The sequence below is a fragment of the Agromyces cerinus subsp. cerinus genome (assembly GCF_900142065.1).
Classification (GTDB): domain Bacteria; phylum Actinomycetota; class Actinomycetes; order Actinomycetales; family Microbacteriaceae; genus Agromyces; species Agromyces cerinus.
Map to the genome: position 1 here is coordinate 115,054 of NZ_FSRJ01000004.1, position 24,439 is coordinate 139,492.

At 71.0% G+C, this 24,439-nt stretch carries 27 protein-coding genes; 12 read left to right on the forward strand and 15 right to left on the reverse strand.

The features are described 5' to 3' along the window. Window position 1: 1 nt before the first annotated feature. Window positions 2-1,150, reverse strand: coding sequence for an LLM class flavin-dependent oxidoreductase (locus tag BUR99_RS14800; protein WP_074261168.1), 1,149 nt, complete (start codon window positions 1,148-1,150; stop codon window positions 2-4). 165 nt (window positions 1,151-1,315) lie between these two features. Next, window positions 1,316-2,908, reverse strand: a complete 1,593-nt coding sequence (locus tag BUR99_RS14805; protein WP_074261169.1) for a M28 family peptidase — start codon at window positions 2,906-2,908, stop codon at window positions 1,316-1,318. 155 nt (window positions 2,909-3,063) lie between these two features. Here BUR99_RS14805 and BUR99_RS14810 point away from each other — a divergent pair, with 155 nt between their 5' ends. Further along, complete coding sequence (locus BUR99_RS14810; protein WP_074261170.1) at window positions 3,064-3,879, forward strand: glycosyltransferase family 2 protein; 816 nt, start codon at window positions 3,064-3,066, stop codon at window positions 3,877-3,879. A 24-nt stretch (window positions 3,880-3,903) separates the two neighbouring features. Here BUR99_RS14810 and BUR99_RS14815 read toward each other — a convergent pair whose 3' ends face one another. Continuing rightward, on the reverse strand, window positions 3,904-4,761 hold the full coding sequence (locus BUR99_RS14815) for an alpha/beta fold hydrolase (RefSeq protein WP_074261591.1): 858 nt from the start codon (window positions 4,759-4,761) through the stop codon (window positions 3,904-3,906). A 247-nt stretch (window positions 4,762-5,008) separates the two neighbouring features. Between BUR99_RS14815 and BUR99_RS14820 the strand changes: the two genes are divergently transcribed. Further along, entirely contained in the window at window positions 5,009-5,386 is a 378-nt protein-coding gene (locus tag BUR99_RS14820) for a thioredoxin family protein (protein ID WP_074261171.1), read from the forward strand. Window positions 5,387-5,414: 28 nt separating this feature from the next. Here BUR99_RS14820 and BUR99_RS14825 read toward each other — a convergent pair whose 3' ends face one another. The 4 genes from BUR99_RS14825 to BUR99_RS14840 all read right to left on the reverse strand — a co-directional run bounded on the left by BUR99_RS14825 (window position 5,415) and on the right by BUR99_RS14840 (window position 9,246). Next, window positions 5,415-6,029, reverse strand: a complete 615-nt coding sequence (locus BUR99_RS14825; protein WP_074261172.1) for a hypothetical protein — start codon at window positions 6,027-6,029, stop codon at window positions 5,415-5,417. A gap of 61 nt (window positions 6,030-6,090) precedes the next feature. Continuing rightward, a complete protein-coding gene (locus tag BUR99_RS14830) occupies window positions 6,091-6,978 on the reverse strand; it encodes an LLM class flavin-dependent oxidoreductase (RefSeq protein WP_074261173.1) in 888 nt (295 codons plus the stop codon). A gap of 32 nt (window positions 6,979-7,010) precedes the next feature. Next, complete coding sequence (locus BUR99_RS14835) at window positions 7,011-8,213, reverse strand: trans-sulfuration enzyme family protein (RefSeq protein ID WP_074261174.1); 1,203 nt, start codon at window positions 8,211-8,213, stop codon at window positions 7,011-7,013. A gap of 67 nt (window positions 8,214-8,280) precedes the next feature. Next, window positions 8,281-9,246, reverse strand: coding sequence for an EamA family transporter (locus BUR99_RS14840; RefSeq protein ID WP_074261175.1), 966 nt, complete (start codon window positions 9,244-9,246; stop codon window positions 8,281-8,283). Between the two features lie 93 nt (window positions 9,247-9,339). On the opposite strand from BUR99_RS14840, the gene BUR99_RS14845 reads away from it, so the two are divergent. Then, window positions 9,340-9,885 (forward strand): CGNR zinc finger domain-containing protein, encoded by a 546-nt coding sequence (locus BUR99_RS14845; protein ID WP_074261176.1) that lies wholly within the window; start codon window positions 9,340-9,342, stop codon window positions 9,883-9,885. Window positions 9,886-10,106: 221 nt separating this feature from the next. Here the strand turns inward: BUR99_RS14845 and rpsO are convergent, their stop codons facing one another. Further along, window positions 10,107-10,376, reverse strand: coding sequence for a 30S ribosomal protein S15 (gene rpsO / locus BUR99_RS14850; protein WP_056658110.1), 270 nt, complete (start codon window positions 10,374-10,376; stop codon window positions 10,107-10,109). A gap of 74 nt (window positions 10,377-10,450) precedes the next feature. Here rpsO and BUR99_RS14855 point away from each other — a divergent pair, with 74 nt between their 5' ends. Further along, window positions 10,451-10,855 (forward strand): SHOCT domain-containing protein, encoded by a 405-nt coding sequence (locus BUR99_RS14855; protein WP_143231665.1) that lies wholly within the window; start codon window positions 10,451-10,453, stop codon window positions 10,853-10,855. 62 nt (window positions 10,856-10,917) lie between these two features. On the opposite strand, the gene BUR99_RS14860 is transcribed toward BUR99_RS14855, so the two are convergent. Beyond that, on the reverse strand, window positions 10,918-11,946 hold the full coding sequence (locus BUR99_RS14860; protein ID WP_074261592.1) for an NAD(P)-dependent alcohol dehydrogenase: 1,029 nt from the start codon (window positions 11,944-11,946) through the stop codon (window positions 10,918-10,920). Between the two features lie 137 nt (window positions 11,947-12,083). On the opposite strand from BUR99_RS14860, the gene BUR99_RS14865 reads away from it, so the two are divergent. Both BUR99_RS14865 and BUR99_RS14870 read left to right on the forward strand, forming a co-directional pair. Next, the gene (locus tag BUR99_RS14865; protein ID WP_074261593.1) at window positions 12,084-12,278 is read left to right on the forward strand and encodes a hypothetical protein; all 195 of its coding nucleotides are present in this window, start codon (window positions 12,084-12,086) and stop codon (window positions 12,276-12,278) included. Between the two features lie 79 nt (window positions 12,279-12,357). Then, window positions 12,358-12,729: a DUF488 domain-containing protein gene (locus BUR99_RS14870; protein WP_074261178.1), complete on the forward strand. Its 372-nt coding sequence runs from the start codon at window positions 12,358-12,360 to the stop codon at window positions 12,727-12,729. Window position 12,730: 1 nt separating this feature from the next. Here the strand turns inward: BUR99_RS14870 and BUR99_RS14875 are convergent, their stop codons facing one another. Continuing rightward, window positions 12,731-13,582 carry a CPBP family intramembrane glutamic endopeptidase gene (locus tag BUR99_RS14875; RefSeq protein WP_074261179.1) on the reverse strand — a complete coding sequence of 284 codons (852 nt, stop codon included), beginning with the start codon at window positions 13,580-13,582 and terminating at the stop codon, window positions 12,731-12,733. A gap of 10 nt (window positions 13,583-13,592) precedes the next feature. Continuing rightward, window positions 13,593-14,483, reverse strand: coding sequence for a hypothetical protein (locus BUR99_RS14880; RefSeq protein ID WP_074261180.1), 891 nt, complete (start codon window positions 14,481-14,483; stop codon window positions 13,593-13,595). A 78-nt stretch (window positions 14,484-14,561) separates the two neighbouring features. Here BUR99_RS14880 and BUR99_RS14885 point away from each other — a divergent pair, with 78 nt between their 5' ends. Continuing rightward, window positions 14,562-15,617, forward strand: coding sequence for a M4 family metallopeptidase (locus BUR99_RS14885; protein ID WP_074261181.1), 1,056 nt, complete (start codon window positions 14,562-14,564; stop codon window positions 15,615-15,617). 43 nt (window positions 15,618-15,660) lie between these two features. Then, complete coding sequence (locus BUR99_RS14890) at window positions 15,661-15,972, forward strand: protealysin inhibitor emfourin (RefSeq protein WP_074261182.1); 312 nt, start codon at window positions 15,661-15,663, stop codon at window positions 15,970-15,972. Here the strand turns inward: BUR99_RS14890 and BUR99_RS14895 are convergent. Beyond that, the gene (locus tag BUR99_RS14895; RefSeq protein ID WP_159440999.1) at window positions 15,872-16,582 is read right to left on the reverse strand and encodes a lysoplasmalogenase; all 711 of its coding nucleotides are present in this window, start codon (window positions 16,580-16,582) and stop codon (window positions 15,872-15,874) included. The genes BUR99_RS14890 and BUR99_RS14895 overlap by 101 nt on opposite strands. 55 nt (window positions 16,583-16,637) lie before the next feature. On the opposite strand from BUR99_RS14895, the gene BUR99_RS14900 reads away from it, so the two are divergent. Continuing rightward, on the forward strand, window positions 16,638-17,684 hold the full coding sequence (locus tag BUR99_RS14900; RefSeq protein ID WP_074261183.1) for a hypothetical protein: 1,047 nt from the start codon (window positions 16,638-16,640) through the stop codon (window positions 17,682-17,684). A gap of 4 nt (window positions 17,685-17,688) precedes the next feature. On the opposite strand, the gene BUR99_RS14905 is transcribed toward BUR99_RS14900, so the two are convergent. The 3 genes from BUR99_RS14905 to BUR99_RS14915 form a co-directional block, all read right to left on the reverse strand. Further along, window positions 17,689-18,060, reverse strand: coding sequence for an FKBP-type peptidyl-prolyl cis-trans isomerase (locus tag BUR99_RS14905; RefSeq protein WP_074261184.1), 372 nt, complete (start codon window positions 18,058-18,060; stop codon window positions 17,689-17,691). A 205-nt stretch (window positions 18,061-18,265) separates the two neighbouring features. Next, window positions 18,266-19,435: a PrsW family intramembrane metalloprotease gene (locus tag BUR99_RS14910; protein ID WP_074261185.1), complete on the reverse strand. Its 1,170-nt coding sequence runs from the start codon at window positions 19,433-19,435 to the stop codon at window positions 18,266-18,268. Between the two features lie 9 nt (window positions 19,436-19,444). Further along, window positions 19,445-20,869 (reverse strand): FAD-binding oxidoreductase, encoded by a 1,425-nt coding sequence (locus BUR99_RS14915; RefSeq protein ID WP_074261186.1) that lies wholly within the window; start codon window positions 20,867-20,869, stop codon window positions 19,445-19,447. Between the two features lie 74 nt (window positions 20,870-20,943). Between BUR99_RS14915 and BUR99_RS14920 the strand changes: the two genes are divergently transcribed. The 3 genes from BUR99_RS14920 to BUR99_RS14930 all read left to right on the forward strand — a co-directional run bounded on the left by BUR99_RS14920 (window position 20,944) and on the right by BUR99_RS14930 (window position 24,422). Beyond that, window positions 20,944-22,503 (forward strand): DNA-3-methyladenine glycosylase 2 family protein, encoded by a 1,560-nt coding sequence (locus tag BUR99_RS14920; protein WP_084184050.1) that lies wholly within the window; start codon window positions 20,944-20,946, stop codon window positions 22,501-22,503. A gap of 33 nt (window positions 22,504-22,536) precedes the next feature. Beyond that, window positions 22,537-23,208: a FadR/GntR family transcriptional regulator gene (locus BUR99_RS14925; RefSeq protein ID WP_074261595.1), complete on the forward strand. Its 672-nt coding sequence runs from the start codon at window positions 22,537-22,539 to the stop codon at window positions 23,206-23,208. Window positions 23,209-23,360: 152 nt separating this feature from the next. Next, on the forward strand, window positions 23,361-24,422 hold the full coding sequence (locus tag BUR99_RS14930) for a sugar ABC transporter substrate-binding protein (RefSeq protein WP_074261597.1): 1,062 nt from the start codon (window positions 23,361-23,363) through the stop codon (window positions 24,420-24,422). The last annotated feature ends 17 nt before the right edge of the window (window positions 24,423-24,439 follow it).

Here is a 24,439-nt window from a genome sequence, read left to right on the forward strand (position 1 = left end):
GTCAGGCTCCCTTCACGGCGGCGGCGCCGAACGCGGCGCCCTTCGGCGCTGCGCTCGTGCCGGCGGCGGCCTTCGCCGCGTTGCGCGCAGCGACGAGCGAGTCGTGCGTCGGGGCATCCGGAACCGTCTCGGGGCGGTTCTTCGCGAACTCCTTGCGCAGCACCGGCACGACCTCGGAGCCGAGCAGGTCGAGCTGCTCGAGCACGGTCTTCAGCGGCAGGCCCGCGTGGTCCATGAGGAAGAGCTGTCGCTGGTAGTCGCCCACGTAGTCGCGGAAGCCGAGGGTCTTGTCGATGACCTCCTGCGGGCTGCCGACCGTGAGCGGGGTCTGCGAGGTGAACTCCTCGAGGCTCGGGCCGTGGCCGTAGACGGGTGCGTTGTCGAAGTAGGGGCGGAACTCGCGCACGGCGTCCTGCGAGTTCTTGCGCATGAACACCTGGCCGCCGAGTCCGACGATCGCCTGCTCGGCCGTGCCGTGCTCGTAGTGCTCGAAGCGCTGGCGGTACAGCGCGATCATGCGCTGGGTGTGCGACGCGGGCCAGAAGATGTGGTTCGCGAAGAAGCCGTCACCGTAGTAGGCCGCCTGCTCGGCGATCTCGGGGCTCCTGATCGAGCCGTGCCAGACGAACGGGGGCACGTCGTCGAGCGGGCGCGGCGTGGACTGGAAGCCCTGCAGCGGCGTGCGGAACTGGCCCTCCCAGTCGACGAAGTCCTCGCGCCACAGGCGGTGCAGCAGCCCGTAGTTCTCGATCGCCAGGTTGATGCCCTGACGGATGTCCTTGCCGAACCACGGGTAGACGGGGCCGGTGTTGCCGCGGCCGAGCATGAGGTCGACGCGCCCGTCGGCGACGTGCTGGAGCATCGCGAAGTCCTCGGCGATCTTCACCGGGTCGTTCGTGGTGATGAGCGTCGTCGAGGTCGTGAGCTGGATCTTCGACGTCTTCGCCGCGAGGTAGGCGAGCGTCGTGGTCGGCGAGGAGGAGAAGAAGGGCGGGTTGTGGTGCTCACCGAGTGCGAAGACGTCGAGGCCGACCTCTTCGGCGTGCTGGGCGATCGTCAGCACATCCGTGATGCGCTCGTGCTCGCTCGGCGTGCGCCCCGTCGTCGGGTCCTGAGTGATGTCGCTGACGGTGAAGATTCCGAACTGCATGGTTGCCCTCCTGGGCTCTTCCTCGTGGGAGTTTTCCGCGTTGCATGCTTTTGCATACATTTCCGACAACGGATGCCCCACGCCCACTATTCCCGATCAGCCGAGGTCGTGCGCACGCGAAGGGCGGGGGTGCCGATCGGCACCCCCGCCCGTTGGCGGAACGAACTACCCGATGCTGCCGTGGGCGAAGCCGCCGCCGCTGCCGACGGTGCCCTCGGGCCCGGCCGGCACCGGGAGCGTGAGCCCGCCCGGGACCTTCTTGCCGACCACACCGTTGACCGACTCGGTCGAGTAGGCGTAGGCGAGCACGGCGAACGCGATCGCATCGACGTTCACGTCGAATGCGTACTCGTCGACGTTGCCGAGGTCATCGCATGCCTGGTGGTAGCACTGGTCGAGCATCTCGCCGACCTCGCCACCCCAGATCGCCTGCTGCTCGGGCGTCTTGAACTCGTCGGCGCCGGTGAACAGGCCGCCCGCGGCGATGCCGTTGAGGATGAACGCCTCGTAGTCGCTGCGACCGCTGAACTCCGCGTCGTCATACGGCACGCCGGCACCCGTGAAGTAGCTCTCGAAGAGGTCCTCGATCTGCACCGAGCCCTCGGGAACCGTCACCGGCGCCTCGAAGCCCGACTCGTCGCCGTCGTAGATCATGAACATGTAGTTGGGCGAGGCGACCATGTCGAAGTTGAGATACAGCGCGATCTCGTCCTTCTCTGCTTGCGAGAGTGCTGCGACGTAGGCGGCCGAACCGAGCAGGCCGTCTTCTTCGGCACCCCACCAGGCGAGTCGCACGGTGTTCTGCGGCTTGACCTTCGACATCTGCTGGGCGATCTCCAGCAGTGCTGCCGAACCGCTGCCGTTGTCGTTGATGCCCGGTCCTTCGCGCACCGAGTCGAGGTGCGCGCCGGCCATCACGACGTTGCCGTCGTTCGTGCCGGGCAGTTCGGCGATGATGTTCTTCTGGGGGCGCGGGTCGGGCGCGGGCACGAAGACGTGCGCCGAGGAATCGGGCTCGGCGAGTGCGACACCCTGCGCGAAGCTCGCCCCGACGACCGGAATGCCGTGCGCGACCGTCGAGCCGTCGGACCGCGACGAGGCGTCGGCGACGATGAGGCCCTCACGGTCGGGCGTGTTGCCCTGGTTGAAGATGATGACGCCCACGGCGCCCGCCTGCTCGGCGAAGAACGCCTTGTCGCCGAAGTTGCAGGTGCCGCGCTGCACGAGCGCGATCGAGCCTGCGGGGAATCCGTTGAAGTCGGCGGCCTCGCAGCCGCTCGTCGACGCCCGCGGCGGCGTGAGGTTGATGTCGACCGGAACGACCGCGGCGGTGACGTCGCCGTCACCGCTGCCGCTGAATGCGCCGGTCGGGTAGTCGGCCTCCACCGGGGTGAGCTGGGTGAGCGACGAGTCTCCGATGAAGTCGTAGTCGAACTCCTCGATCGAGACGTTCCATCCGGCATCCTCGAGGGTCTCGACGACGTAGTCGACACTGGCCTCGTAGCCAGGAAGGCCGGCCGCTCGGTTGCCGCCGTTCTCGTCGGCGATCGACTGCAGCGCCTGGAGGTGCTCCATCGCGCCGTCGGCGTCGACGCACTCGAGCAGCTTCTGAACCGTGTTGTTGGTCCGCGTCTCGCAGCCGTTGCCGGCCGGTGTCGCGAAGGCTGCCCCGTTGGGCACGAGTGCCAGTCCGGCGACCGCCGCGGTCGCGATCACCGCCGTCCTGGCGCGCTTGGAAAGTGTTGCAGATGGGTACATCGTCTCCCCTTCCGTGCCGGTTCGTCATCGTTGACCCCCGGTCGCGGGCCAGCATATGTCGAGCGCCGCGCCGACCGACAGCCCCAGTTCCATATCGGCCGCCACGACGCACGGATCGAGCGTGGCTCGACCGCCTCGTGGCTAGACTCGCCGTGATGGGCACGATTTCGGTCATCATTCCGAGCCTCAACGACGCGGACTTCCTCGCCGCATGCCTCGATGCGCTCGCGAGCCAGACCCGGCGCCCCGACGAGGTCATCGTGGTCGACAACGGGTCGACGGATGCCACGACCGCCGTCGCCCTCGCCGCGGGCGCGCGAGTGGTGCACGAACCCCTGCGCGGCATCTGGCCCGCGACGGCCGCCGGGTTCGACGCGGCATCCGGTGATCTGCTCGCCCGCCTCGATGCCGACTCGATCCCCGCGCCCGACTGGATCGCCGAGATCGAGCGGCGCATGGTGGGGCCGGACCACCCGGCCGTCGTCACGAACGGCGGCACGTTCTACGGCCGCAACGCGGTCGTGCGCTGGATCGCCCGCAACCTCTACATCGGCGGCTACTTCACGGTCATCGGCGCGCTGCTGGGGCATCCGCCCATCTTCGGTTCGAACTACGCGATGCGCGCCGACGTGTGGGTCCGGCTCCGCGACCTCGTGCACCGCGATCGCGCCGATGTGCACGACGACCTCGACCTCGCGTGGTGGATGCAGCCGGGCATGACCGTCGTGCGCGACCGGCGCATGCTGGTTCGCGTCTCGGCGCGCCCGTTCGACAGCTTCGATGGTCTCGCGCGGCGAGTGCGCATGGCGTTCCACACGATGTCGGTCGAGTCGCGGGAGTGGCCGCCGCTCACCCGGCGCGCGGAACGACGTCGGGCGCCGGTCTGGGTGTGGGAGGCGAGCGGACTGCCCGCCGACCCCGACGGCGACGACGTGACCGAGACCGATGGAGAGGAACCGCTGCCCGCGTGAGGGGCGGCGGTCCGCCCACGACGGCTAGGGAGTGAGATCGCTCGCCGCGAAGAGGGCGAGCATGTCGCGCACGAGCTGATGCGGCGCCGTCTCGCACGGGCTGTGGCCGGTGGGGTACACCGCGAAGTGCGCCCCGATCTCGCGTGCGAAGCGCTCGTGGAGCTCGCGCGGCCAGAGGTCGTGCTCCCCGACCGCGACGAGTTTCGGGATCGTCGACGCGGCGAGATCCGTCCGCAGGTCGGGCGTCTCCATCATGAGCGCGATGATGTCGTCGACGCTCTCGCGCCGCGTGAGCGCGAAGCGCTCGCGCACGAATTCGAGCCGGCGCGGCGGCACCCGGTTGAGGTTGTTGCGGATGCCCCAGAGCATGAGCGCGGCACCCTGGTGCGGCGAGGTGAACGAGCTGATCGGCCCGATGCGCTTGACCCCGCGGAACGCCTGTCCCGCCTCGGGAGGGGCGCTGAGGAGCGTGAGGCTCGCGAACCGGTCGGGTCGTTCGAGCAGCGCGAGCTCGGCGAGCGTGCCGGCGAAGCTGTAGCCCAGCACGTGCGCGGGCGCCGTGCCGTCGTCGAGCACGGCGAGCAGGTCGTCGAGGAAGAGCCGTTCGTCGTAGCGCGGGCGCGCCGGTTCGAGGTTCCACGGTCCGGCGCGCCACGACTCGTACTGGCCGGCGAGGTCGAAGGACTCGACCCGATAGCCGGCCGCGGCGAAGAGCGGAATCATGAGCACGAAATCCTCTTTGGAACCCGTCGCGCCGGGCACGAGCACGATGCGCGGAGCATCGGCCGCCCCCAGCGCGACTCGAGCGAGCGTGCCGCTCGGCGCCGCGAACGCCGTGTGCTCCGCTCCCTCGGGGAACACCCGCCAGTCGAGATCGGGGATGGCCTCGTCGGCACGCCGCGCGTCGTCGACGGCGACCTCGGGTTCCGACGCGGTGTCGGCGACCGGGCCGCGCCGACGGAATGAACCGAGCGCGCCTCCGAATGCGACCACGTCTTCACGATAGCGGCGACGGCACCGACCCGGTGGGGAAACCGCGGTGTCGGCCCGCCGCACGGTCGAGACGGCTCACACCTCGCGCAGAGCGAACACCGAGCGCGGCCACAGACTGCGCGTTTAGGCTTGGGGCATGGCTACCGTGGCGCTCACCCTTGACACCTTCGAGAAGACGATCCTCGAAGGCGGCACCGTCTTCGTCGACTTCTGGGCCGGATGGTGCGGCCCGTGCATGCAGTTCGCACCGCACTACGAGGCTGCCGCCGAAGCGAACCCCGACCTCACGTTCGCCAAGGTCGACACCGAAGACCAGCAGCAGCTGGCCGCAGCCATGAACATCACGTCGATCCCGACGATCATGGCCTTCAAGGACGGCATCGGCGTCTTCGCCCAGGCCGGCGCCCTCCCGCGCCCGATGCTCGACGAGCTGATCTCGCAGGTGAAGGCGCTCGACATGGAGCAGGTGCGCGCCGACCTCGACAAGCAGGAGGCCGAGGAGGCGTCGGCCTGAGCCGAACGATCTCCTGCGCGAGGCGGGGTCACTCCGCTGTCGCGTCACCGAGCCGCTCGAGGCCGCTGAGGTCGAGTTCGACCCCGTAGGGTCGCGAGCTTCCGGTGATGAGCGCCGGCACCCGCGCATAGCTGCCGTGCTCGCGCATGCCGTCGAGCAGGTCGCGCCAGCGGTCGTCGGCCGCGGCGCTGAGGAATCCGGCATGACGCGGCCGGTCGCCGCCGACCAGTTGCACGCCGATGCGGTACCGCCGCGACAGCCAACGGCTCGCACGCGGCACGAGCACCGCATGCTGCTCGGGGCCGCCGTACAACCGGGCGAGCTCGATCGCCGGCTGGTGCCGGTGCTCGTCGACCACCGGCGCGACGGCGCGCACTCCGCGCTCGACGCGCTCCGCGTCGACGAGCTCGAGCCCGTCGAGGCTCGTGAGGTCGCCCCACTGGTCGGGGTTCGAACGTCGCGACCCGCGCACGAGGCCGACGATGAGCCATGCGACCGCCGCAGCGAGGATCGCGAGGAACGGCCAGAGCAGCCACGGCGGGCCCTCGGGTCGCACGATCCCCGTCAGCAGGAGCAGCACGAACACGACGAGGTACGGGAACGGCTCCCAGGCGAGCAGGGGCTTCGAACGGGGCGCGGGCATGTGCTTCAGGGTATCGCGGGCAGGCTGACGCCAGGCCCGGCGGATGCCTCGGCGCCCGTGGTCAGCGCAGGCGCGCCATGAGCTCGGCCACCTCGTCGAGCACCGACTCGTCGCCCGCGTAGAGCCCGTGCTCGCGCGGCCAGTGCGCGACGACGTCGGTGAACCCGAGCTCGGCGGCACGCCCGACGGCGTCCTCGAAGGCCGCGGCGCTCGCGAGGCTGTATCGCGGCTCGGAGTCGAGCGAGAGGATCCGGTCGAGACTCGCCGGGTCGCGGTCCTGGCGCGCACAGGCGTCGTCGAGCCGTGCGCTCAACTCGGCGAGGCGCCGCCACCAGGCGTCGGTGTCGTCGACGGTGGTGCCCGTCGTCACCCAGCCGTCGCCGAGCCGCGCCACGAGGTCGAGGCTCTTCGGCCCCTCCGCCGCGAGGTGGAGCGGCATGCGCGGTCGCTGCGCCGGCTCGCCGACCATGCGGGCTCCGGACGCCGTGAACCACTCGCCATCGAAGGAGATGCCGCCCGACTCCGGCTCTTCGAAGCGCAACAGCACGTCGATCGCCTCTGCGAACTCGACGAACCGCGCGAGCCGCTGCCGCGGCGTGTACTCGGACTGACCGAGCACGAAGGCGTCGAACCCGGTGCCGCCCGAGCCGACCCCGAGCAGCAGGCGGCCGCCCGAGATCTGGTCGAGCGTCGCGACCTCCTTCGCGAACGGCACCGGATGCCGGAAGTTCGGGCTCGCGACGAAGGTGCCGAGCCCGATGCGCTCCGTGACCATCGCTGCCGCCGTGAGGGTGGGCACCGTGGCGTGCCAGCGCTCCCCCGCGAGACCTCGCCACGAGAGGTGGTCGTAGGTCCAGGCGTGATCGAACCCGAGTTCCTCGGCACCGCGCCAGTAGTGCACCGCCTCGGGCCACTCGTACTGCGGGAGGATGATCACGCCGAATCGCATGATCAGATTCTAGGCAGAGCCGACCGGGCCGTTCAGCCGACGAGCGGCCCCACTGCGACGTCGAGCGCCTGCTGCAGGTCGGCGATCAGGTCGTCGGCGTCTTCGAGTCCGATCGAGAAGCGCAGGTGCCCGAAGGTCTTGAACCCGTCGGGGTAGTACGCCACGCGCGGCCCGGTCGTGCCGACGTGCACGATGAGCGACTCGTCGTGCCCGAGCGAGACCGCCGAGGTCACGATGCGCAGCGCGTCGACGAAGGCGTTCTGCACCTCGGGGCCGCCGTCGACGGCGAACGACATCACTCCGCCGTACGCCCCGCCGAACTGCGTCGTCGCCAGGTCGTGCTGCGGGTGCCCCGCGAGCCCCGGGTAGGCGACGAACGCGATGCGCGGGTCGGCGTCGAGCGATTCGGCGACGCGCAGCGCGGTCGGGAAGGTCTGGCGGAGGCGCAATGGCAGCGTCACCGAGCCGCGCATGATGAGCCAAGCGTTGAACGGGCTGATGACGCCGCCGACGTCGACCATCGCGTCGGCCTTCAGTTGCGCGATGAGTTCGCGCCGTCCCGAGACCGCCCCGCCCATGGCATCGCCGTGGCCGTTGATGTACTTCGTGAGCGAGTGCACAGAGAGGTCGGCGCCGTGATCGAGCGGGCGGAAGAACGGCGGCGGTGTGAAGGTCGAGTCGACGCTGAGCAGGGCGCCGGCCTCGTGCGCGATCGCGGCGACGCCCGAGACATCCGTCACCTTGGTCGTGGGGTTCGCGATCGCCTCGATGTGCACGAGACGCGTGGTCGGGCGCAGTGCCGCCCGCACGGCGTCGAGGTCGCTCGTGTCGACGAAGTCGGCCTCGATGCCGTACTTCTCGGGGAAGAGTTCGGTGAAGAGCCGATAGGTCGCCTCGTACGAGACATCCGAGACGATCACGTGGTCGCCCGACTTCAGGAAGGTGAAGAACACCGCGTGCAGCGCCGCGACGCCGCTCGCGAGCACCACCGAGTCCTCGCTGTGCTCGAGCACCGCGATCTTCCGCTGCAGCCCGATCTGGTTGGCGCCCGAGTTGCGGGTGTACAGCGGGGTCTCGGTGCCCGACCAGCTCATCGTCGACGGGTCGTCGGGCAGCGCGTAGGAGTTCGCCATCACGATCGGCGTGCGGATCGCCCCCGACCCGCCGTCGAGGGCGTTGCCGGCGTGCACCGCCTGGGTCGTGTCGGCGAGGTCGGTCCAGTCGGCGCGTGTCATGCCTCGACGCTACGCCTCGGCACGCCGAGTGTTACCGCCGATTGCGGATAGCGCCTCGACTCGCGGGCTATTCGCGGGCGTTGACGGCGACCGGCACCAGGTCGATGTCGAGGGCGACCGCCGCGGCGTCCCTCGGCCGTTCGAACCGCACGAGCACGATGCCGCCGAGGATGAGCAGGCCGCCCGCCGCCTGCAGCGGACCGATCGCCTCGCCGAGCACGAACCAGGCCACGATCGCGGCGAAGATCACCTCGGAGAGCCCGAGGAACGAGGAGACGCGCGTGCCGAGCATGCGGATCGCACTGATGCCCGCGACGTAGGCGAACGCCGTCGAGACGAGGCCGACCGTCAGCACCGGGACCCACCACGGCGCGACCGTGCCGAAGTACTGCACCTCGACGAACTCCGCCGAGAACGGCACGACCCCGACGATGCCCAGCACGCCGAGCACGACGGCGCCCACCACGAAGCCGCTCGCGGCGAGTGCGATCGGCGGCACCGAGGCATCCGCTCGCTCGCCGAGCACGTAGTAGACGCAGACGCCGACCATCGCCACGCCCGCGAGCAGCAGCCCGACCACGTCGAGCCCGCCGCCGCCGGGGCCGATCACGAGGTAGAGCCCCACGATCGCCAGCACCGAGCCCGCGATGACGACGAACTGCGGCGCCCGGCGCTGGCGAGCCCAGGCGACCAGCACGAGGGCGACGGGCGCGAGGTACTCGATGAGCAGCGTCGTGCTCACGGGGATCAGCGCGATCGAGGCGTAGAAGGCGACCTGCGTGCCGACGACGGCGATGAGCGCGTAGGCGAGCACCGTCCAGCGGGCGCGCCAGAGCGGTCGCAGGTCGAAATTCAGCGCGATGAGGCCCGGCACGATCAGCGCGATCGCCGCGACGCCGATGCGGGCGAAGACCGCGGCGCCGGGCGACCAGCCCGATTCGAGGAGCGGCTTGACGACCACGCCGCCGGCGCCGAAGGCGAGCCCCGCGGCGAGGCCCACCGTGATGCCGAGGATGCCCTTCGAACCGCGCATCGGCGTCTCCTTCTGGTGGTGGGTTCCGCGGCCACGTCATGACCGAACGAGGTTATGCTCGTGACAGTACCCCTACCGGACGTCAGGAGTCAAATGATCTTCACCGATGACACGATCGCGGCGCTCGGCTTCGTGGCCGCGCTGGCCGACACCGTGCCCGAGGCATCCGAATCGGGCGCCGACGAGCTCTCGACTCCCGAGCAGCTCGGCGCGATCCTCGATGCCTGGTGGTACTCCGGCCGGCGCGACGGCACCGCCGTCGAGGTCGTCGAGGTGGCCGCGGCACGCGACCGGTTGCGCGCGCTCTGGCAGCTCGACCGCGACGACGCCGTGACCGAGGTGAACGCGATCCTCGACGAGGCGAACGCCCTGCCCCGACTCGTGCGGCACGACGACCTCGACTGGCACGTGCACGCGACCAGCCAGGACGCACCGCTCTCGTCGCGCATCCTCGTCGAGGCGGCGATGGCGTTCGTCGACGTCATCCGCGCCGACGGCATGGATCGCCTGCGCGTGTGCCAGGCCGACGACTGCACGGGCATCTACGCCGATCTGTCGAAGAACGCCTCCCGCCGTTACTGCAGCACGCGATGCGGCAACCGCATGGCCGCACGGGCGCATCGCGCGCGTGCCGAGTAGCTCCGCCCTGCCTCACGGCCTGCGAGTCGGCGGACTCTCGCGCCGACACGCCGCACGGGCCGCTCGTCGGCACGGCGTGTCGCCCGACGCATCCGCCGACTCGCAGGAGTCGTGGTCGCCTCGGGCGCGCCCGGGAATGACGAAAGCCCCCGGCCACTGGGTGGCGGGGGGCTTTCGCAAGAAGCTCGCGGTATCAACGAGAGCCGCGTCGTGGAAGACGCTTAGCGGCGCAGGCCGAGACGCTCGATGAGCTTGCGGTAGCGGTTGATGTCCACATCGGCGAGGTAGCCGAGCAGACGACGACGCTGACCGACGAGGAGCAGCAGGCCACGACGCGAGTGGTGGTCGTGCTTGTGCTCCTTCAGGTGCTCGGTGAGGTCCTTGATTCGCTTCGTGAGGAGCGCGATCTGGACCTCGGGGGATCCAGTGTCACCGGGGTGCGTCGCGTACTCTTCGATGATCGCCTTCTTGACATCAGCTTCAAGTGCCATAGATGGGATCCCCTTTCTTCTTGTTGCGCGCTGCCCGTGGCAGAATGCCCGGGCTCTCTTTGTGCGCGGCCGTCATGACGGCAACCTCAATACTCTACCAGAGCGGATGCCTCGCGGCTGACCTGCACGCCTCGCAGCACTGGTGCCGGGGCGGCACGATCGCTAGAGTCATCCGCGTCGTCGCCGCCGGCGGGGCGTCGGGTTCGCGAAGGGTGGTCGACATGTTCCAGGGCTTCACCGGGTGGCATGCGCTGATCATCCTCGGCGTGCTCGTGTTCTTCGCCGCGATCGCGGTGGGCGTGCTGCTGCTCATCCGGTACGCCGCGAAGTCGGGCACGACCGAGGCGCTGGAGAGCGCCGGGCCGCCGACGGCCGGTGCGGGCGAGCGGCTCGACCAGCTCGAACGGCTGCGCGCCGAGGCGAGGATCACCGACGCCGAGTACGCCGCGAAGCGCGCGGAGATCCTGCGCGGGATCTGACCCGCTGGCTCGCGACGCCGACGTCGACGGCGTCGACGGCGTCGACGCGATGGTCTCGCACCTCAGCCGAGCCCGATGACGGCCTTGCCGAGCACGGCGCCCGACCGCAGACGAGCGAGTTGCTCCGGCACCTGGTCGAGCTGGTGCGGGCCGTCGATGAGCGCCCGCAGCTCCCCCGCAGCGGCGAGCGCGGCGATCTCAGGGAGGTCGCGGTTCGGCACGGCGGCGAGCAGCCCGATGCTCCGGGTGGGCTCGGCATCGGCCTCGGCACCGTCATCGGCACCGCCCTCGACACCTGCCTGACGGACGAGACGGCCCCCCGCGAAGAGCACCTGCGCGATGCGGCGCGGGCTCCCGCCGATGTACGCGGCGCGCCCGCCATCGGCGAGCAGGGTGCTCGTCTGCGACGGTGGCAGCGCCCCGACGACATCGAGGACGAGATCGAAAGCGTGGTGCGAGTCAGCGCCATCGGGTACGCCCGCGGCGACGACGTCGGCACCGAGCTCGGCGAGCGCGTCGAGCTTCCACATCGCGCGTTCGACCGCCGTGACGTGGGCGCCCCCGCGCTTCGCGAGCTGGATCGCGAAGGTGCCCACTCCCCCGCCGGCGCCGACGATGAGCACGCGCCGGCCCTGCAGTGCGCCGCCCGGCGCCGCAGCCTCGGCGCCTCCGAGCGCCTGCCACGCCATGCTCGCGGCCTGCGGCAGCGCGGCGGCGGTGAGGTCGTCGAGGCCGGCCGGTCTCGCCACGAGCGCGTCCTCGCGCGCGACGACGCGCTCGGCGAACCCGCCCCAGCCCGCGGCCGAGAGCTCGCCGAAGACGGCGTCGCCGACGCGGTGCCGGGTCACGCCGCCGCCGACGGCGACGACGATGCCCGAGGCATCCGACCCGATGACCCGACGCTTGGGGCGGAACGGCGCCTCGAGGCGCACGAGGGTCGCCCCGATCGCGAGGTCGACGTCCCACGAGTTGAGCGAGACCGCGGCGACCCGAATGACGACCTCGCCGGCGCCGGGCACGGGATCCGCGAGGTCGGCGAGGCGCATGACCTGCTCGGGCGGACCGTAGCGGTCGAGCACGATCGCACGCATGCGCGGCATCCTCTCGTCGGCTTCAGCGCGATGTTCGATGGTCTTCGATGGTCTTCGAGTGGTCCGAGGATACCGAGCGCGCGGCCAGGCGGCAGCCGATGCTTGCGGCGCGGTCGCCGGTGCGGGATGCTGCCCGCATGCGAAAGCCAGTTCTCGTCGCGATCGGTGCGCTCGTCGTCGTCATGGGCGTCGTCTTCATGCTCCAGGGCATCGGCCTGATCGGCGGCAGCGCCATGACGGGTTCTGCGCTCTGGGCGATCCTCGGGCCGATCATCGCGCTCGGCGGCGTCGCGCTCATCGTGCTCGGACTCCGGAGTCGGCCGAAGAGCTGACGTCGCCCGACACGGCGGTCAACCGGCGCTCGGCACGGCGACGCTTGGCATGCCGGATGCCCCGGGGCAGACTGACCCCATGGGGTTCGTCATCAAGCGGGTCTACGACCGGGCCGAGGCATCCGACGGCTACCGCGTGCTCGTCGACCGGCTCTGGCCGCGCGGCGTGAGCAAGGAGCGCGCCGAGCTCGACCTGTGGGACAAGGACGTCGCGCCCTCCCCCGAGCTCCGCACCGAGTGGCACCACAACCGCGAGCGGTTCGACGAGTTCGCCGAGCGGTACCGCGGCGAGCTCGACGCGAACGACGCCGCGCGGGCGCTCGTCGCGCTCGGCGAGGAGCACGATCGGGTCACGCTGCTGTTCGGCGCACGCGACGAGCAGGTCAACCACGCGGCGGTGCTGATCGAGTGGCTGGGCGGGCACGGGGCATCCGTCGACCGCGACGCCTGACCTAGGGCGCCAGCAGGAAGATCGCCGGCCATCCCGTGTGCGCGTACACGATGACCGCGAACACCACCGCGTCGAAGAGCATGTGCACGGTGAACACGTAGCCGAGCGACTTCGTGAGCTTGAACGTGTAGCCCTGGATGAGCGCGAACGGGATCGTCAGCAGCGGCCCCCACGACTGGTAGCCGAGCTCCCACAGGAACGAGACGAAGACGATCGACTGCAGCAGGTTCGCCTGCCAGGCCGGGAAGTGCCGGCGCAGCAGCACGAAGACCGTGCAGATGAAGAACAGCTCGTCCCACGTGCCGACGGCGGCGACGCCGACGAACAGGCGCGCGATCGTGTCGGGCTCGGTCACCGTCGGCCAGTTCTCGTAGACGCCCGAGCTGATGAAGTAGAACGGCAGGATCAGCCACCCCGCGAGCGTCACGAAGATCAGGTAGAGCCACTGCGTGCGGTTCCAGCGCCTGCCGGTGCGCCACGGGAAGCGGATCACGTGCTCGCGGTAGACGAACCTCGAGATGACGTAGGGCACGAGCACGGCGAGCCCGAGCACGACCGCGAAGCGCACCATGCCCTCGTTGCTGAGGTCGGCCTTCAGCGACACCGTCGAGATGATGACCTGGCCGACGGCGATGAGCGCGAGGTCGGCGAGCAGCCGTTCGGTGCGGCCCGAGCGATCGCAGAGCCATGCGGCCAGGAGGCCGACGGCGAGCGTCGCGTAGCCCGCGATCGGCACCATGAACCCGAAGAGCAGCACCGCGGCGCCGCACACGAGCACGGCGGGCACGAGCGCGATCGGATGCGTCCGCAGCTCGCGCGGTTCGACGGTCTCGGCGGTGTTCGTGCTCGGCATCGGGGACTCGCTAGTCGTCGTCGCCGAGCTCGCCGCGCTGCGACGCCACGACCCAACGGGAGAGGAACAACGCGCCGGCCTCGTCGTGGATGAGGTCGCCCGCGGTGAGCACCGGGTACGTGGTGTCCGGGATGCCCTCGGCCGGGCGCACGTCGACGTGGCGAACGCGCTCGCCGCGCTCGGCGAGCCAGTCGGCCATGCGGTAGTCGCCGCGCGAGTCGCCCATCGTGCGCCAGTGCTGCGGGCGGATGCCCCGCTCCTCGAGCAGCTCGACGGCACGCGCCGCCCCCAGGTCCTTGCCGAGTCGCACCGACTCGACGTCGGTCGAGATGATCGTCGGGTCGATGCGCCAGTGCACGCGCCCCGCGGCATCCGGTCGCTCGTCGCCCTCCCGCACCGTGCCGAAGCCCCGGGCTGCGAGCCGCTCGTGCGCGTGCGCGTCGAAACGCGGCTGGGCTCCGAGATAGTCGTCGGATGCCACGTGCACGTGCTGCTCGACCGAGACCATCGCGCGCTTCGTGTCGTCGAAGAAGGCGAACTCGTCGAAATGCGCCTCGACGTAGGCGCGCATGTCGGCCGCGAAGTCGGCGGGCATCGCGAGCTCGAGGTCGACGAAGACCTCGCCGAGGCCGCCCTGGTCGATCGCGGCCCACACCGCGCCTTTCTCGCAGATCGCCCAGACGGGAGCGCTCGGCTCGAGTCCCGCGGCGAGCAGCGGCGGCACGACCTGCTCGGCGATGAACGCGTCGGAGCGGCCGGTGTTGAAGATCACGGGGTTGCCGGCGTTCGCGAGGGCCGCGAGATCGCGGGCGATCGACGGGATCGCGATCGATCGCGTCACGGGGCTCGCGATGGGGCCGTCGACGTCGAGCAGGAGGCCGAGGAGCGGGGCGGTGGTCACCCGTCCAGCCTATGGGCGCGGCGCGGCGCTCCGGGCGCGGCGCCCGCCGATGTCGCCGGCAGGTGCGAGCATCGACCCATGCAGCAGATCGTGCCTCCCTACCTGCTCGACCGCATCGCCCAGGCGGCCGGCCCGCGATTCCCGATCGCGGCCGACGCGGCACGGCGCGCGCTGCTGCGCGAGCCGCCGGCTCGTCTCGGCGTCGAGCCGCTGCCAGAGGTCGAGCCCGGACTGCCGACCGTGCTGCCCGATGCCCCATCGGCGCCCGACCGCCGCATCTCCGACGCCGAGGGCCGCGAGAAGCTGCCGGGGCGCCTCGTGCGCCGCGAGGGCGAGCGCGCTACGGGCGACGAGGCGGTCGACGACGCCTACGACGGCCTGGGCGACACGCACCGACTGTTCGACCGGGTCTTCGGCCGCGATTCGATCGACGGCGCCGGCATGCCCCTCGAGGCGACGGTGCACTTCGGCGACAAGTACGACAACGCGTTCTGGGACGGCGAGCGCATGGTGTTCGGCGACGGCGACGGCGAGGTCTTCCGCGGCTTCACCGATTCGCTCAGCGTCATCGGCCACGAACTCGCCCACGGGGTCACCGAGCACACGGCGAAGCTGCGCTACCAGGGGCAGTCGGGCGCGCTCAACGAACACGTCTCCGACGCCTTCGGCGCGCTCGTCGAGCAGTACGCCCTCGGCCAGGACGCCGAGGCCGCGACCTGGCTGATCGGCGAGGGCATCTTCACCGACGAGGTGCAGGGGCGGGCGCTGCGCTCGATGCTCGAGCCGGGCACGGCCTACGACGACGACGTGCTCGGGCGCGACCCGCAGCCCGCCCACATGCGCGACTACATCGAAACCGACGACGACAACGGCGGCGTGCACCTGAACTCGGGCATCCCGAATCGCGCGTTCGCCCTGGCGGCGACCGAACTCGGCGGCTTCGCGTGGGAGCACGTGGGGCGCATCTGGTACGACGTGCTCACCTCCGGGCGCCTGCCCGCCGACGCCGACTTCGCGACGTTCGCGGCCGAGACCGTGCGAGCGGCGCGCGAGCGCTTCGGGCGCGACAGCCGAGAGCAGCGCGCCGTCGCGCACGGCTGGTCGACGGTCGGCATCGAGGTGCCCACGGAGTAGCCGGCACGGCCGCGGAACGGGACCGCGGAGTACGATCGCCCCCATGGACGTCATCGTGTCCCGCAGCGGTGGCCTCGCCGGCACCAGGCTCACCTGGGAGGTCCGCGTCGACGAGCAGCCCGATCCCGACGAGTGGTACATCCTCATCGACGAGATCCCGTGGGGCGAGCCTCCACCGCTGCCGCCCGAGCCCGACCGATTCGTCTACCGCATCCGCTGCGAGCCGCACGAGGCCACGCTCGCCGAGCGACAGCTCACCGGGCCGTGGCGTCAGCTCGTCGACCGGGTGCAGGAGACGACGGATCCCGAGCGGCACGGCCGGAGCGAACCGCGGCCACCACGCCCAGCGCGATGAGGCCCTGCGCCGCGAGGTAGGTCGACATGACGACGAAGTCGTGGGCGGCGAACTCGTAGCCGGGCAGGAACCTGCCGAGGGCGAGCACCGAGTCGGAGGCGACGAAGAACGCGCCGCCGAGCACGATCCACCTGCCGTGCATCGACGCGCACATCGCCATCGTGCCGATGGCCGCGGCGTAGAGCACGATCGGGGCGGCGAGCGCGCCGGCGTGCGGCAGGAGCAGGCCGAGCACGACGATCATCCAGGCCCAGTAGACGTACGACCAGGCCGGCGGGTGGCGACGCGCACGGGGCATCCGGAGGAAGAGCACGATGTAGGCCACGTGGGCGAGGAGGAACGAGCCGAGGCCCGCCGCGAACCATCCGTCGCCCGGGAAGGAGAGCAGCACGTCGCCGCCCCAGGAGAACGCGATGCCCGACAGCAGCAACGGCACGGGCGCCCGGAAGGGCGGCACGAGCAGCACGACCGCGAGGGCGAGCAGCGGCATCAGCAACGCCTTCGTCGCGGTGACGCTCCAGGCCGGGCCGAGGTACAGCAGCACGAGGTGCAGCGCCGACGCGACGAGGAACGGGGCGAACGCGATGAGTGGCGATCGGAAGCGGGTCACGTCGTCGGGCCTTTCGGGTTCCGGTCGTCGACCGGGCGCATGCCAGACTACCGAAATGCTGCCGGCGATCGACCTCTCGTCCCTCTCCCTTCCCGTCTCGAGCGCCGAGCTCGCTGCGCAGCGGCAGCGGGACCGCGCGGCAGCACGCACCAACCGGGGCAGGATGTTCGCAGTCGCGATCGGCCTCGGTGCGTTCGGCATCGGATTCCTCGCAATGGTCGCGTACGGCATCATCGCGGCGCTCGACACGGGATGGACGTTCACCTTCGCGATACTCGCCGCATGGGCGGCGTTCGCGGCGATCGTGGTCGCCCGCCTCGCGAGCCTGCCCGCGGCCACCGGCGAACCGGCGAAGGCCGAGGCCCGGCTGCACCGCCTGGCGGCGCTGAACGGCCTCGAGTACGAGCCGAACGTCGAGCCGCGACTGCCCGGCCACCTGTTCGAGCGTGTCGGCGGGCGCCGGCGCAACTCGCGCTTCACGACGACGTCGGGGCGCACCGTCGAGGTCGGCAACCTGCTCTACCCGCAGGCGAGGCACGGCCTGTCGGTGTCCGTCACGATCCGCGCGGGCGGTGTGGCGAGCACGACCGCCGACGACGGTTCGTACTGGCGATACGTCGCCGTGCAGCTCGACGCGCCGCTGCCCCACATGGTGCTCGAGCCGCAGACCCGGCAGACGGATGTCACGGCGGATGCACCGACCGATCGACGTGCGTTCCCCGTCGACTTCGACGACGACCAGCACCTCTCGCTCGAGGGCGACTTCGACCGGTACTTCCGCCTCTTCGTGCCGAAGGAGTACGAGCGGGACGCCCTCTACGTCTTCACGCCCGACCTCATGGCGGCGATGATCGACGAGGCGCCGGGCATGCACATCGAGATCGTCGACGACTGGGTGATCTTCAGCCGCAACGGCCGTGCCGACTTCGCCTCCGCGTCGACGTGGGCGGCGATCGATCGCACCGCGAACCGCGCGGCATCCCGAATCGTCGAACGCGGCGGCCGCTATCGCGACGAGCGCACGGCAGCCGGAACGCCGACGGCCGGCAGGGAGCCGGTGCTGCGCACCGTGGCCCCTGCCGGCCGTCGACTCGAACGCTGAGCGCTCAGCTCACGCCGAGCAGGTCGATCACGAAGATGAGCGTCTTGCCCGACAGCTGGTGGCCGCTGCCTGCGGGACCATATGCCTGGTGCGGGGGCACCGTCAGCTTGCGGCGGCCGCCGACCTTCATGCCGGGGATGCCCTCCTGCCAGCCGCTGATGAGCGCCTGGAGGGGGAAGTTGATGGACTGGCCACGACCCCACGAGGAGTCGAACTCCTCGCCGCTGTCGTACTCGACGCCGAGGTAGTGCACGTCGACGGTCGAGCCGGGCTGCGCCTCGGCGCCGTCGCCGACGACGATGTCTTCGATCACCAGCTCGACGGGAGCCGGCCCCTCGGGAGCGTCGATCTCGGGCTTGCTGTTCGTATCGGTCATACGTCAACCCAAACAGGTTCCCGGCGTCGTCGCAATCGCGGACAACCGTCCACCCCCCTCTTGCGCTGACTGCGAACACGTTGCACGCTGGAGTCCTAGAACTCGTCGCCCCGTAGAGATGTCGGCCATGCCACACCACAGGGCGGCGAGTTTTTGCCCTGACGGGCGATGCGCCTCACTGCGACGGGCGCGAGCGGCCGATGCCTCAGCTGAGCAGCACCCGGCGGTCCTCCACGACCGCGGCGAGCAGTCCCTGCTCCTCGACGATCGTGCGTTCGCTCGCGACCCCGGTGGCGATGCGCTGGCGGGTGAACGCGAGATGCGTGGCATCCGTGATGAGCTTCCGCATGACGCCGATGCGCGGCGGAGTCTGCGCCTTCGCCCAGGCCTTCGCCTGTCGCCGCCCGGCGGGAGTGGCGAGCATCTCGACCTCGGCAGGGCTGAACCACCCGGCGGCGCCGTACTCGGCGAGCCGGTGCCGGGTGACCCGCACCTCCTGTCGGCGCAGCAGCACGGTGAGCCCGATCGCGGCGATGAAGATCGGCACCTGCACGGTCAGGTAGAGCCCGATCGCGTCGTCGGCGAACGTGAGCGAGCCGTTCCAGAGCGCGTGCAGCGCGATCGCGCCGAGGAGGCCGAGCAGGAACCATCCGACGACGCCGGCTCCCCCGCCGCGACGGGCGCCGATGCCGATGGCGAGACCCGTGCACGCCGTGAAGAGCACGTGGGCGAACGGCGAGAAGAGGCCTCGCACGACGAAGGTCGCGCCGAGCGTCTCTGCGCCGCCCTCGGCGAACGCCTCGCCGAAGTACAGCACGTTCTCGGTGAAGGCGAAGCCGGCGGCCACGGTCGCGGCGTAGACGAGCCCGTCGACGGGGCCGTCGAAGTGCGACCTCGAGAAGGCGAAGATCAGGAGCACCCCGATGCCCTTCGCGACCTCCTCGACGAACGGGGCCTGCACGACTGCCTGCAGTGCTTCGTCGGGGGCGCCGCCGGGCTCGGCGAACGCCATCGCGAGCTGCACGCCGAGGTCGACGATGAGCGCGATCGCCACGGACACGGCGGCGCCCCAGAGGAACGCGAACCACAGCGCCCAGCGCGGCTCGGGCTCCCAGCGGTCGACCCAGCGCACGGCGAGCAGCACCATCGCGAGCGGCACGAGGGCGAGGAGCGACCCGATGAGAAGGGTCGGCACTCCGAGCCCGACGGCGAGGTAGGCGAGCACCAGGAGGCCGACGAACCCCGTGACGACGATGCCGATGATCGCGAAGACCATGCCGCTGCCGCGCGGCTTCGGCGGCGCCGTCCAGATCGGAGGCGTCGGCGAAGGGTTCGGAGCGGGGTCGGGGGCTGAGTTCGGGGCCGCGAAGGTCACGCGGGCAGCCTACCGAGCAGGTGCCTCCGACGCGTCGGAGGACACGGGTGCTTCGAACATGACCCCCGGGTTCAGGATGCCGCTCGGGTCGAAGAGCGCCTTGATGCCGCGCTGCAGCTCGAACGAGTCGTCGCCGAGCTCGTCGGCGAGCCAGCGCCGCTTCAGCACGCCGACGCCGTGCTCGCCGGTGAGGGTGCCGCCGAGCGCGACCGCCGTGCGGAACATGTCGTCGGCCGCCGCCCACACGTGCTCGGGCACCTCGTCGCCCGTGAATACGAAGTTCGGGTGCAGGTTGCCGTCGCCCGCGTGTGCGATCGTCGGGATCTCGATGCCGTGGCGCCGGCCGATCTCCTCGATGGCGCGGAACATCTCGGGCAGACGCGAGCGCGGCACGGCGACGTCTTCGATGAGCACCTGGCCCGAGGCCGCGAGCGCGGGGTGCATCGCCCGGCGGATGCCGAGGAGGCGCTCGCCCGTCGCGGCATCCGTCGACAGCGTCACCCTGGCGCCGGACTCGGCGAACAGGCGGGCGACCTCGGCCGCCTCCTCGGCGGCGCCGGCCCCGTCGCACTGCGCGAGCAGGAAGGTCTCCGACGGGGCGAGCGTCTCGAGCGGCGTGCCGGCGACGCCGTCGGCGCCGAGATACGCGGCCACGCGTGCCAGCCCGGCGGCGTCGATGAGTTCGAGCACGGCCGGTCGCAGGCGCGCGGCGGTGACGGCAGCGGCCGCCGCGGCAGCCGCCTCCACGTCGGGCAGCACCGCGGCGACGGTGACGGTCTCGCCCGGTGTGATCGGCCGCAGTCGCACGGTCGCCTCGACGATCACGCCGAGCGTGCCCTCGGAACCGGTGAAGAGCGCGGTGAGGTCGTACCCCGTGACCCCCTTCACCGTGCGGTGACCCATGCGCAGCAGCCGCCCGTCGGCGAGCACGACCGCGAGGCCGAGCACCGCTTCGCGGGTGACGCCGTACTTGGCGCAGAGGAGGCCGCCGGCGTTCGTGGCGATGTTGCCGCCGATCGACGAGATGGCACGGCTCGCGGGGTCGGGCGCGAACCAGAGTCCGCGCGAGGCGAGCGCGTCGTTCAGGTCGCCGTTCAGCACGCCGGGTTCGACGACCGCGAGCTCGTCGGCCTCCGAGACCTCGAGCACCCGGTTCATTCGCGAGAGGTCGAGCACGATGGCGCCGGGGCTCGCGATCGCCCCGCCGGCGAGCCCGGTGCCTGCGCCGCGCGGCACCACGGGAGTCGACGTCTCGTGGGCGATGCGCATGACGGCCTGCACCTCGGCGACGGATGCCGCGTGCACGACCGCGATCGGCGGCGTCGCGCTCCGCCACCCCGAGCGGTCTTCGCGCACGGCCTCGAGCTCGGCGGGCGCGGTGGAGACGGAGGCCCCGATGGCATCCTGCAGGAGGGTCACGACGGCGTGCGGCATCCCTCCACCCTACGGCCAGCACTCATGTCCGATTCCCGCTGGTCGGTGTCGCCGGGGCATGCGAGGCTGGAGTCATGACCAGCACCGCGACCCCTGCGACCACCCGCCGCCGGCTGCACGGCGACCCGCTCGACGACCCCGAGTTCGCCGAGCGGTATCGAGCGATGCAGGCGCGCGACGCACGCTTCGACGGGCAGTTCATCACGGGCGTGCACTCGACGGGCATCTACTGCCGGCCGAGCTGCCCGGCGGTCGCACCGAAGGCGTCGAACGTCAGCTTCTACCTCACCGCGGCGGCCGCGCACGAGGCCGGGCTCCGCGCGTGCAAGCGATGCCTGCCCGACGCCGTGCCGGGCTCCCCCCAGTGGGACCTGCGCGACGACCTCGCCGCCCGGGCGATGCGGCTCATCGCCGACGGCGTCGTCGAGCGCGAGGGCGTGCCGGGGCTCGCCGCCCGGCTCGGCTACACCCCACGGCACCTCACGCGGGTCCTCGCGGGCGAGCTCGGCGCCGGCCCGCTCGCACTGGCGCGCGCACATCGCGCCCAGACCGCGCGGGCGCTGCTCACCTCGACCGCGCTGCCCGCCGCCGACGTGGCCTTCGCATCGGGATTCGGCAGCATCCGGCAGTTCAACGACACCATTCGCGAGGTCTACGAGCGCAGCCCGCTCGAGCTCCGCGCCGCGGCCCGCCTGCGCGAGCGGCAGCCGCGGGCGTCGGGGGCCGAACCCGACTCGGGGACCGAGGGCGGGGTGGTCCGGCTGCGCCTGCCGGCGAGGCCGCCCTTCGACGCCGCGGGCGTCTTCGACTGGCTCGCGGCCCGAGCCCTCGACGGCGTCGAGCGCGCGGGCGACGACCGCTACGAACGCACGCTCCGCCTGCCGGGCGGCCCCGCCGTCGTCGCCTTCGCCGCGGCGGGCGACGCCGCCTCCCCCGCGATCGAGGTCGACGCGCGCCTCGCCACCCTCGCCGACCTGCCCCCACTCGTGGCCCGGGTTCGCCGACTCTTCGACCTCGACGCCGACGCGGTGGCGATCGACGCCGCACTCTCGCGGGACCCGGCGCTCGCAGCATCCGTCGCCGAGACGCCCGGCATCCGCGTGCCCGGATGCCTCGATCCCCACGAACTCGTCTTCCGGGCCCTCATCGGGCAGCAGGTCTCGGTGAAGGCGGCCCGCACCGCCCTCGCCCGACTCGCCGCCGAACTCGGCGAGCGCGTGGCGCCGCACGCCGATGGAGCTCCGTCGACGCTGTTCCCGTCGGCCGCGGCGATCGCCGAGCACGGGCCCGCGGTGCTCAGAGGTCCTGCTGCGCGGGTGCGTACCATCGTCGACGTCGCGAACCGGCTCGAGTCGGGCTCCCTGGTCGTGGCCTTCGAGCGCGAGCGCGTCGAGCTGCAGTCCGACCTGCTCGCGGTACCCGGCATCGGACCGTGGACGGCCGGCTACGTCGCGATGCGCGTGACCCGTGCCCCCGACGTGCTCCTCACCGGCGACCTGGCGCTGCGGAACGGCGCCGAGCGTCTGGGGCTGCCCTCGACGGCGAGCGAGCTCGCGGCCCTCGGCGCGCGGTGGGCGCCGTGGCGCAGCTACGCGTCGATGCACCTCTGGCGTGCCGCGGGTACAAAGATCTGATGTCTCGGTCGGCATTCGGCTATGATCGCCGACATGGCGGTCACTGACGAAGCGATCCTGAAGATCAAGGCGATGATCGTCTCGGGCGAGCTGCGCCCCGGCGACCGCCTCGAACCCGAGAAGGAGCTCAGCGAGCGGCTCGGATTGAGCCGGTCCTCACTGCGGGAAGCGGTCAAGGCCCTCGAGGTCATCAGGGTGCTCGATGTGCGCCGCGGCGACGGAACGTACGTCACGAGCCTCGAGCCGACCCTGCTGCTCGAGGCCATGAGCTTCGTCGTCGACCTGCACAGCGACCAGTCGGTGCTCGAGATCTTCGCGGTGCGCCGCATCCTCGAGCCGGCCACCTCGGCGCTCGCCGCCCAGCACGCCGAGCCCGACGACCTGGCACACCTCCACGATCTCCTCGACGGCGTCGATGCGGAATCCGACATCGAGACGCTCGTCGCCCACGACCTCGACTTCCACCGCGGCATCGCAGCGGCGGCCGGCAACACCTATCTCGCGAGCCTGCTCGAGTCGATGTCGAGCCATACCGTGCGGGCCCGGATCTGGCGCGGCATCACCCAGGAGGACGCCACCGGGCGCACCATCGCCGAGCACGGGGCGATCCTCGCCGCACTCGAGCAGCACGACCACGAACTGGCACGAGCACTGACCCTGACTCACATCGCAGGTGTCGAGAACTGGCTCCGTGCGGCGCTGTGAATCGCCGCCGTCGCAGCGGTGGATCGGGCGTCAGCCGCCCATCGGACGACCGTGACGAACTTGTGATCATGACTGCTTGACAATGATCTGATGTTCGCCCATCGTTGGTCCTGATCCTATTGGATATTTCATTTCTCAACGTGGAGGACATCATGGCTGTTCGCACCAAGGCCGCTCGCGGGCTGCTCGCAACCGCGGCGATCGCGCTCGCACTCACCACTGCGGCATGCACCAGCAAGGCCGCCGACTCCGGCGCCGGCTCCGGCGAGACGGGCGATCTCGCCTCGGTGAACGTCGCACTCGTTCCCGGCGGCTCGCACCCCTACTTCCAGCCGTGGGCTGCCGCAGGAGAAGCAGCCGTCGAGGAGTTCGGCCTCGGCTCGACCGTCTTCAACGAGACCGCCGAATGGGACCAGGCCAAGCAGAACGAGGTCCTGAACTCGCTCGCCGCCCAGGGCGTCAACGCCTTCGGCATCTTCGGCGTCTCGCCGACCGACATCAACACGACCTTCAAGATGCTGAAGGACCAGGGCTTCGCCGTCGGCTCCATCGCCTCCTGCCCTGCAGGTGACGTGAACGAGGCCGACTTCTGCCTCTCGACCGACACCGAGGTCGCCGCATACAAGGCTGCGGTCGCCGCGATCGAGGCCATGGGCGGCAAGGGCAACCTCGTGCACCTCACCGGCAACAACGTCGACTCGAACACCCAGCGTCGCATCGCCGGCGTCGAGAAGGCCGTCGAGGAGACGGGCGGCGCGGTCACGCTCCTCAGCACCGTCACCGACATCGACGTCGACCTCGGCACGGCGCAGAAGGCGGTCGCCGACCTCCTCGCGGCCAAGGGCTCCGAGATCAACGGATTCGTCTCGACCGCGTACAACCCCGCCGTCGCCTCGGCCTCCGCGGTGAAGGAGTCCGGTCTGCCGATCAAGGTCGTCGCGATCGACGACGACGCGGTCATCCTCGACGGCATCGCCGACGGTTCCGTCTCGGCGACCGTCGTGCAGAACCCGACCGGCCAGGCGTTCGTCGGCTCGTGGGTGCTCGCGCAGCTGCAGACCAAGGCCTGCACGGTCAAGGACCCGGGCGTGATCGTCGACTCCGGTTCTTTCGTGGTCACGACCGACAACCTCGAGACCTACACCGACGAGCAGAACGCGGAGTCCGACACGATCATGGACCTGTTCAAGAACGACCTGCTCGACTGCAAGTAACCACGGAGCCAACCGAC

What these genes read in the sequence shown, in the direction of transcription:
- BUR99_RS14800 (WP_074261168.1), bottom strand. Translation starts at nt 1,150, where the DNA reads ATGCAGTTCGGAATCTTCACCGTCAGCGACATCACTCAGGACCCGACG.
- BUR99_RS14805 (WP_074261169.1), bottom strand. Translation starts at nt 2,908, where the DNA reads ATGTACCCATCTGCAACACTTTCCAAGCGCGCCAGGACGGCGGTGATC.
- BUR99_RS14810 (WP_074261170.1), top strand. Translation starts at nt 3,064, where the DNA reads ATGGGCACGATTTCGGTCATCATTCCGAGCCTCAACGACGCGGACTTC.
- BUR99_RS14820 (WP_074261171.1), top strand. Translation starts at nt 5,009, where the DNA reads ATGGCTACCGTGGCGCTCACCCTTGACACCTTCGAGAAGACGATCCTC.
- BUR99_RS14825 (WP_074261172.1), bottom strand. Translation starts at nt 6,029, where the DNA reads ATGCCCGCGCCCCGTTCGAAGCCCCTGCTCGCCTGGGAGCCGTTCCCG.
- BUR99_RS14830 (WP_074261173.1), bottom strand. Translation starts at nt 6,978, where the DNA reads ATGCGATTCGGCGTGATCATCCTCCCGCAGTACGAGTGGCCCGAGGCG.
- BUR99_RS14835 (WP_074261174.1), bottom strand. Translation starts at nt 8,213, where the DNA reads ATGACACGCGCCGACTGGACCGACCTCGCCGACACGACCCAGGCGGTG.
- BUR99_RS14840 (WP_074261175.1), bottom strand. Translation starts at nt 9,246, where the DNA reads ATGCGCGGTTCGAAGGGCATCCTCGGCATCACGGTGGGCCTCGCCGCG.
- BUR99_RS14845 (WP_074261176.1), top strand. Translation starts at nt 9,340, where the DNA reads ATGATCTTCACCGATGACACGATCGCGGCGCTCGGCTTCGTGGCCGCG.
- rpsO (WP_056658110.1), bottom strand. Translation starts at nt 10,376, where the DNA reads ATGGCACTTGAAGCTGATGTCAAGAAGGCGATCATCGAAGAGTACGCG.
- BUR99_RS14855 (WP_143231665.1), top strand. Translation starts at nt 10,451, where the DNA reads ATGACGGCAACCTCAATACTCTACCAGAGCGGATGCCTCGCGGCTGAC.
- BUR99_RS14860 (WP_074261592.1), bottom strand. Translation starts at nt 11,946, where the DNA reads ATGCGTGCGATCGTGCTCGACCGCTACGGTCCGCCCGAGCAGGTCATG.
- BUR99_RS14865 (WP_074261593.1), top strand. Translation starts at nt 12,084, where the DNA reads ATGCGAAAGCCAGTTCTCGTCGCGATCGGTGCGCTCGTCGTCGTCATG.
- BUR99_RS14870 (WP_074261178.1), top strand. Translation starts at nt 12,358, where the DNA reads ATGGGGTTCGTCATCAAGCGGGTCTACGACCGGGCCGAGGCATCCGAC.
- BUR99_RS14875 (WP_074261179.1), bottom strand. Translation starts at nt 13,582, where the DNA reads ATGCCGAGCACGAACACCGCCGAGACCGTCGAACCGCGCGAGCTGCGG.
- BUR99_RS14885 (WP_074261181.1), top strand. Translation starts at nt 14,562, where the DNA reads ATGCAGCAGATCGTGCCTCCCTACCTGCTCGACCGCATCGCCCAGGCG.
- BUR99_RS14890 (WP_074261182.1), top strand. Translation starts at nt 15,661, where the DNA reads ATGGACGTCATCGTGTCCCGCAGCGGTGGCCTCGCCGGCACCAGGCTC.
- BUR99_RS14900 (WP_074261183.1), top strand. Translation starts at nt 16,638, where the DNA reads ATGCTGCCGGCGATCGACCTCTCGTCCCTCTCCCTTCCCGTCTCGAGC.
- BUR99_RS14905 (WP_074261184.1), bottom strand. Translation starts at nt 18,060, where the DNA reads ATGACCGATACGAACAGCAAGCCCGAGATCGACGCTCCCGAGGGGCCG.
- BUR99_RS14915 (WP_074261186.1), bottom strand. Translation starts at nt 20,869, where the DNA reads ATGCCGCACGCCGTCGTGACCCTCCTGCAGGATGCCATCGGGGCCTCC.
- BUR99_RS14920 (WP_084184050.1), top strand. Translation starts at nt 20,944, where the DNA reads ATGACCAGCACCGCGACCCCTGCGACCACCCGCCGCCGGCTGCACGGC.
- BUR99_RS14925 (WP_074261595.1), top strand. Translation starts at nt 22,537, where the DNA reads ATGGCGGTCACTGACGAAGCGATCCTGAAGATCAAGGCGATGATCGTC.
- BUR99_RS14930 (WP_074261597.1), top strand. Translation starts at nt 23,361, where the DNA reads ATGGCTGTTCGCACCAAGGCCGCTCGCGGGCTGCTCGCAACCGCGGCG.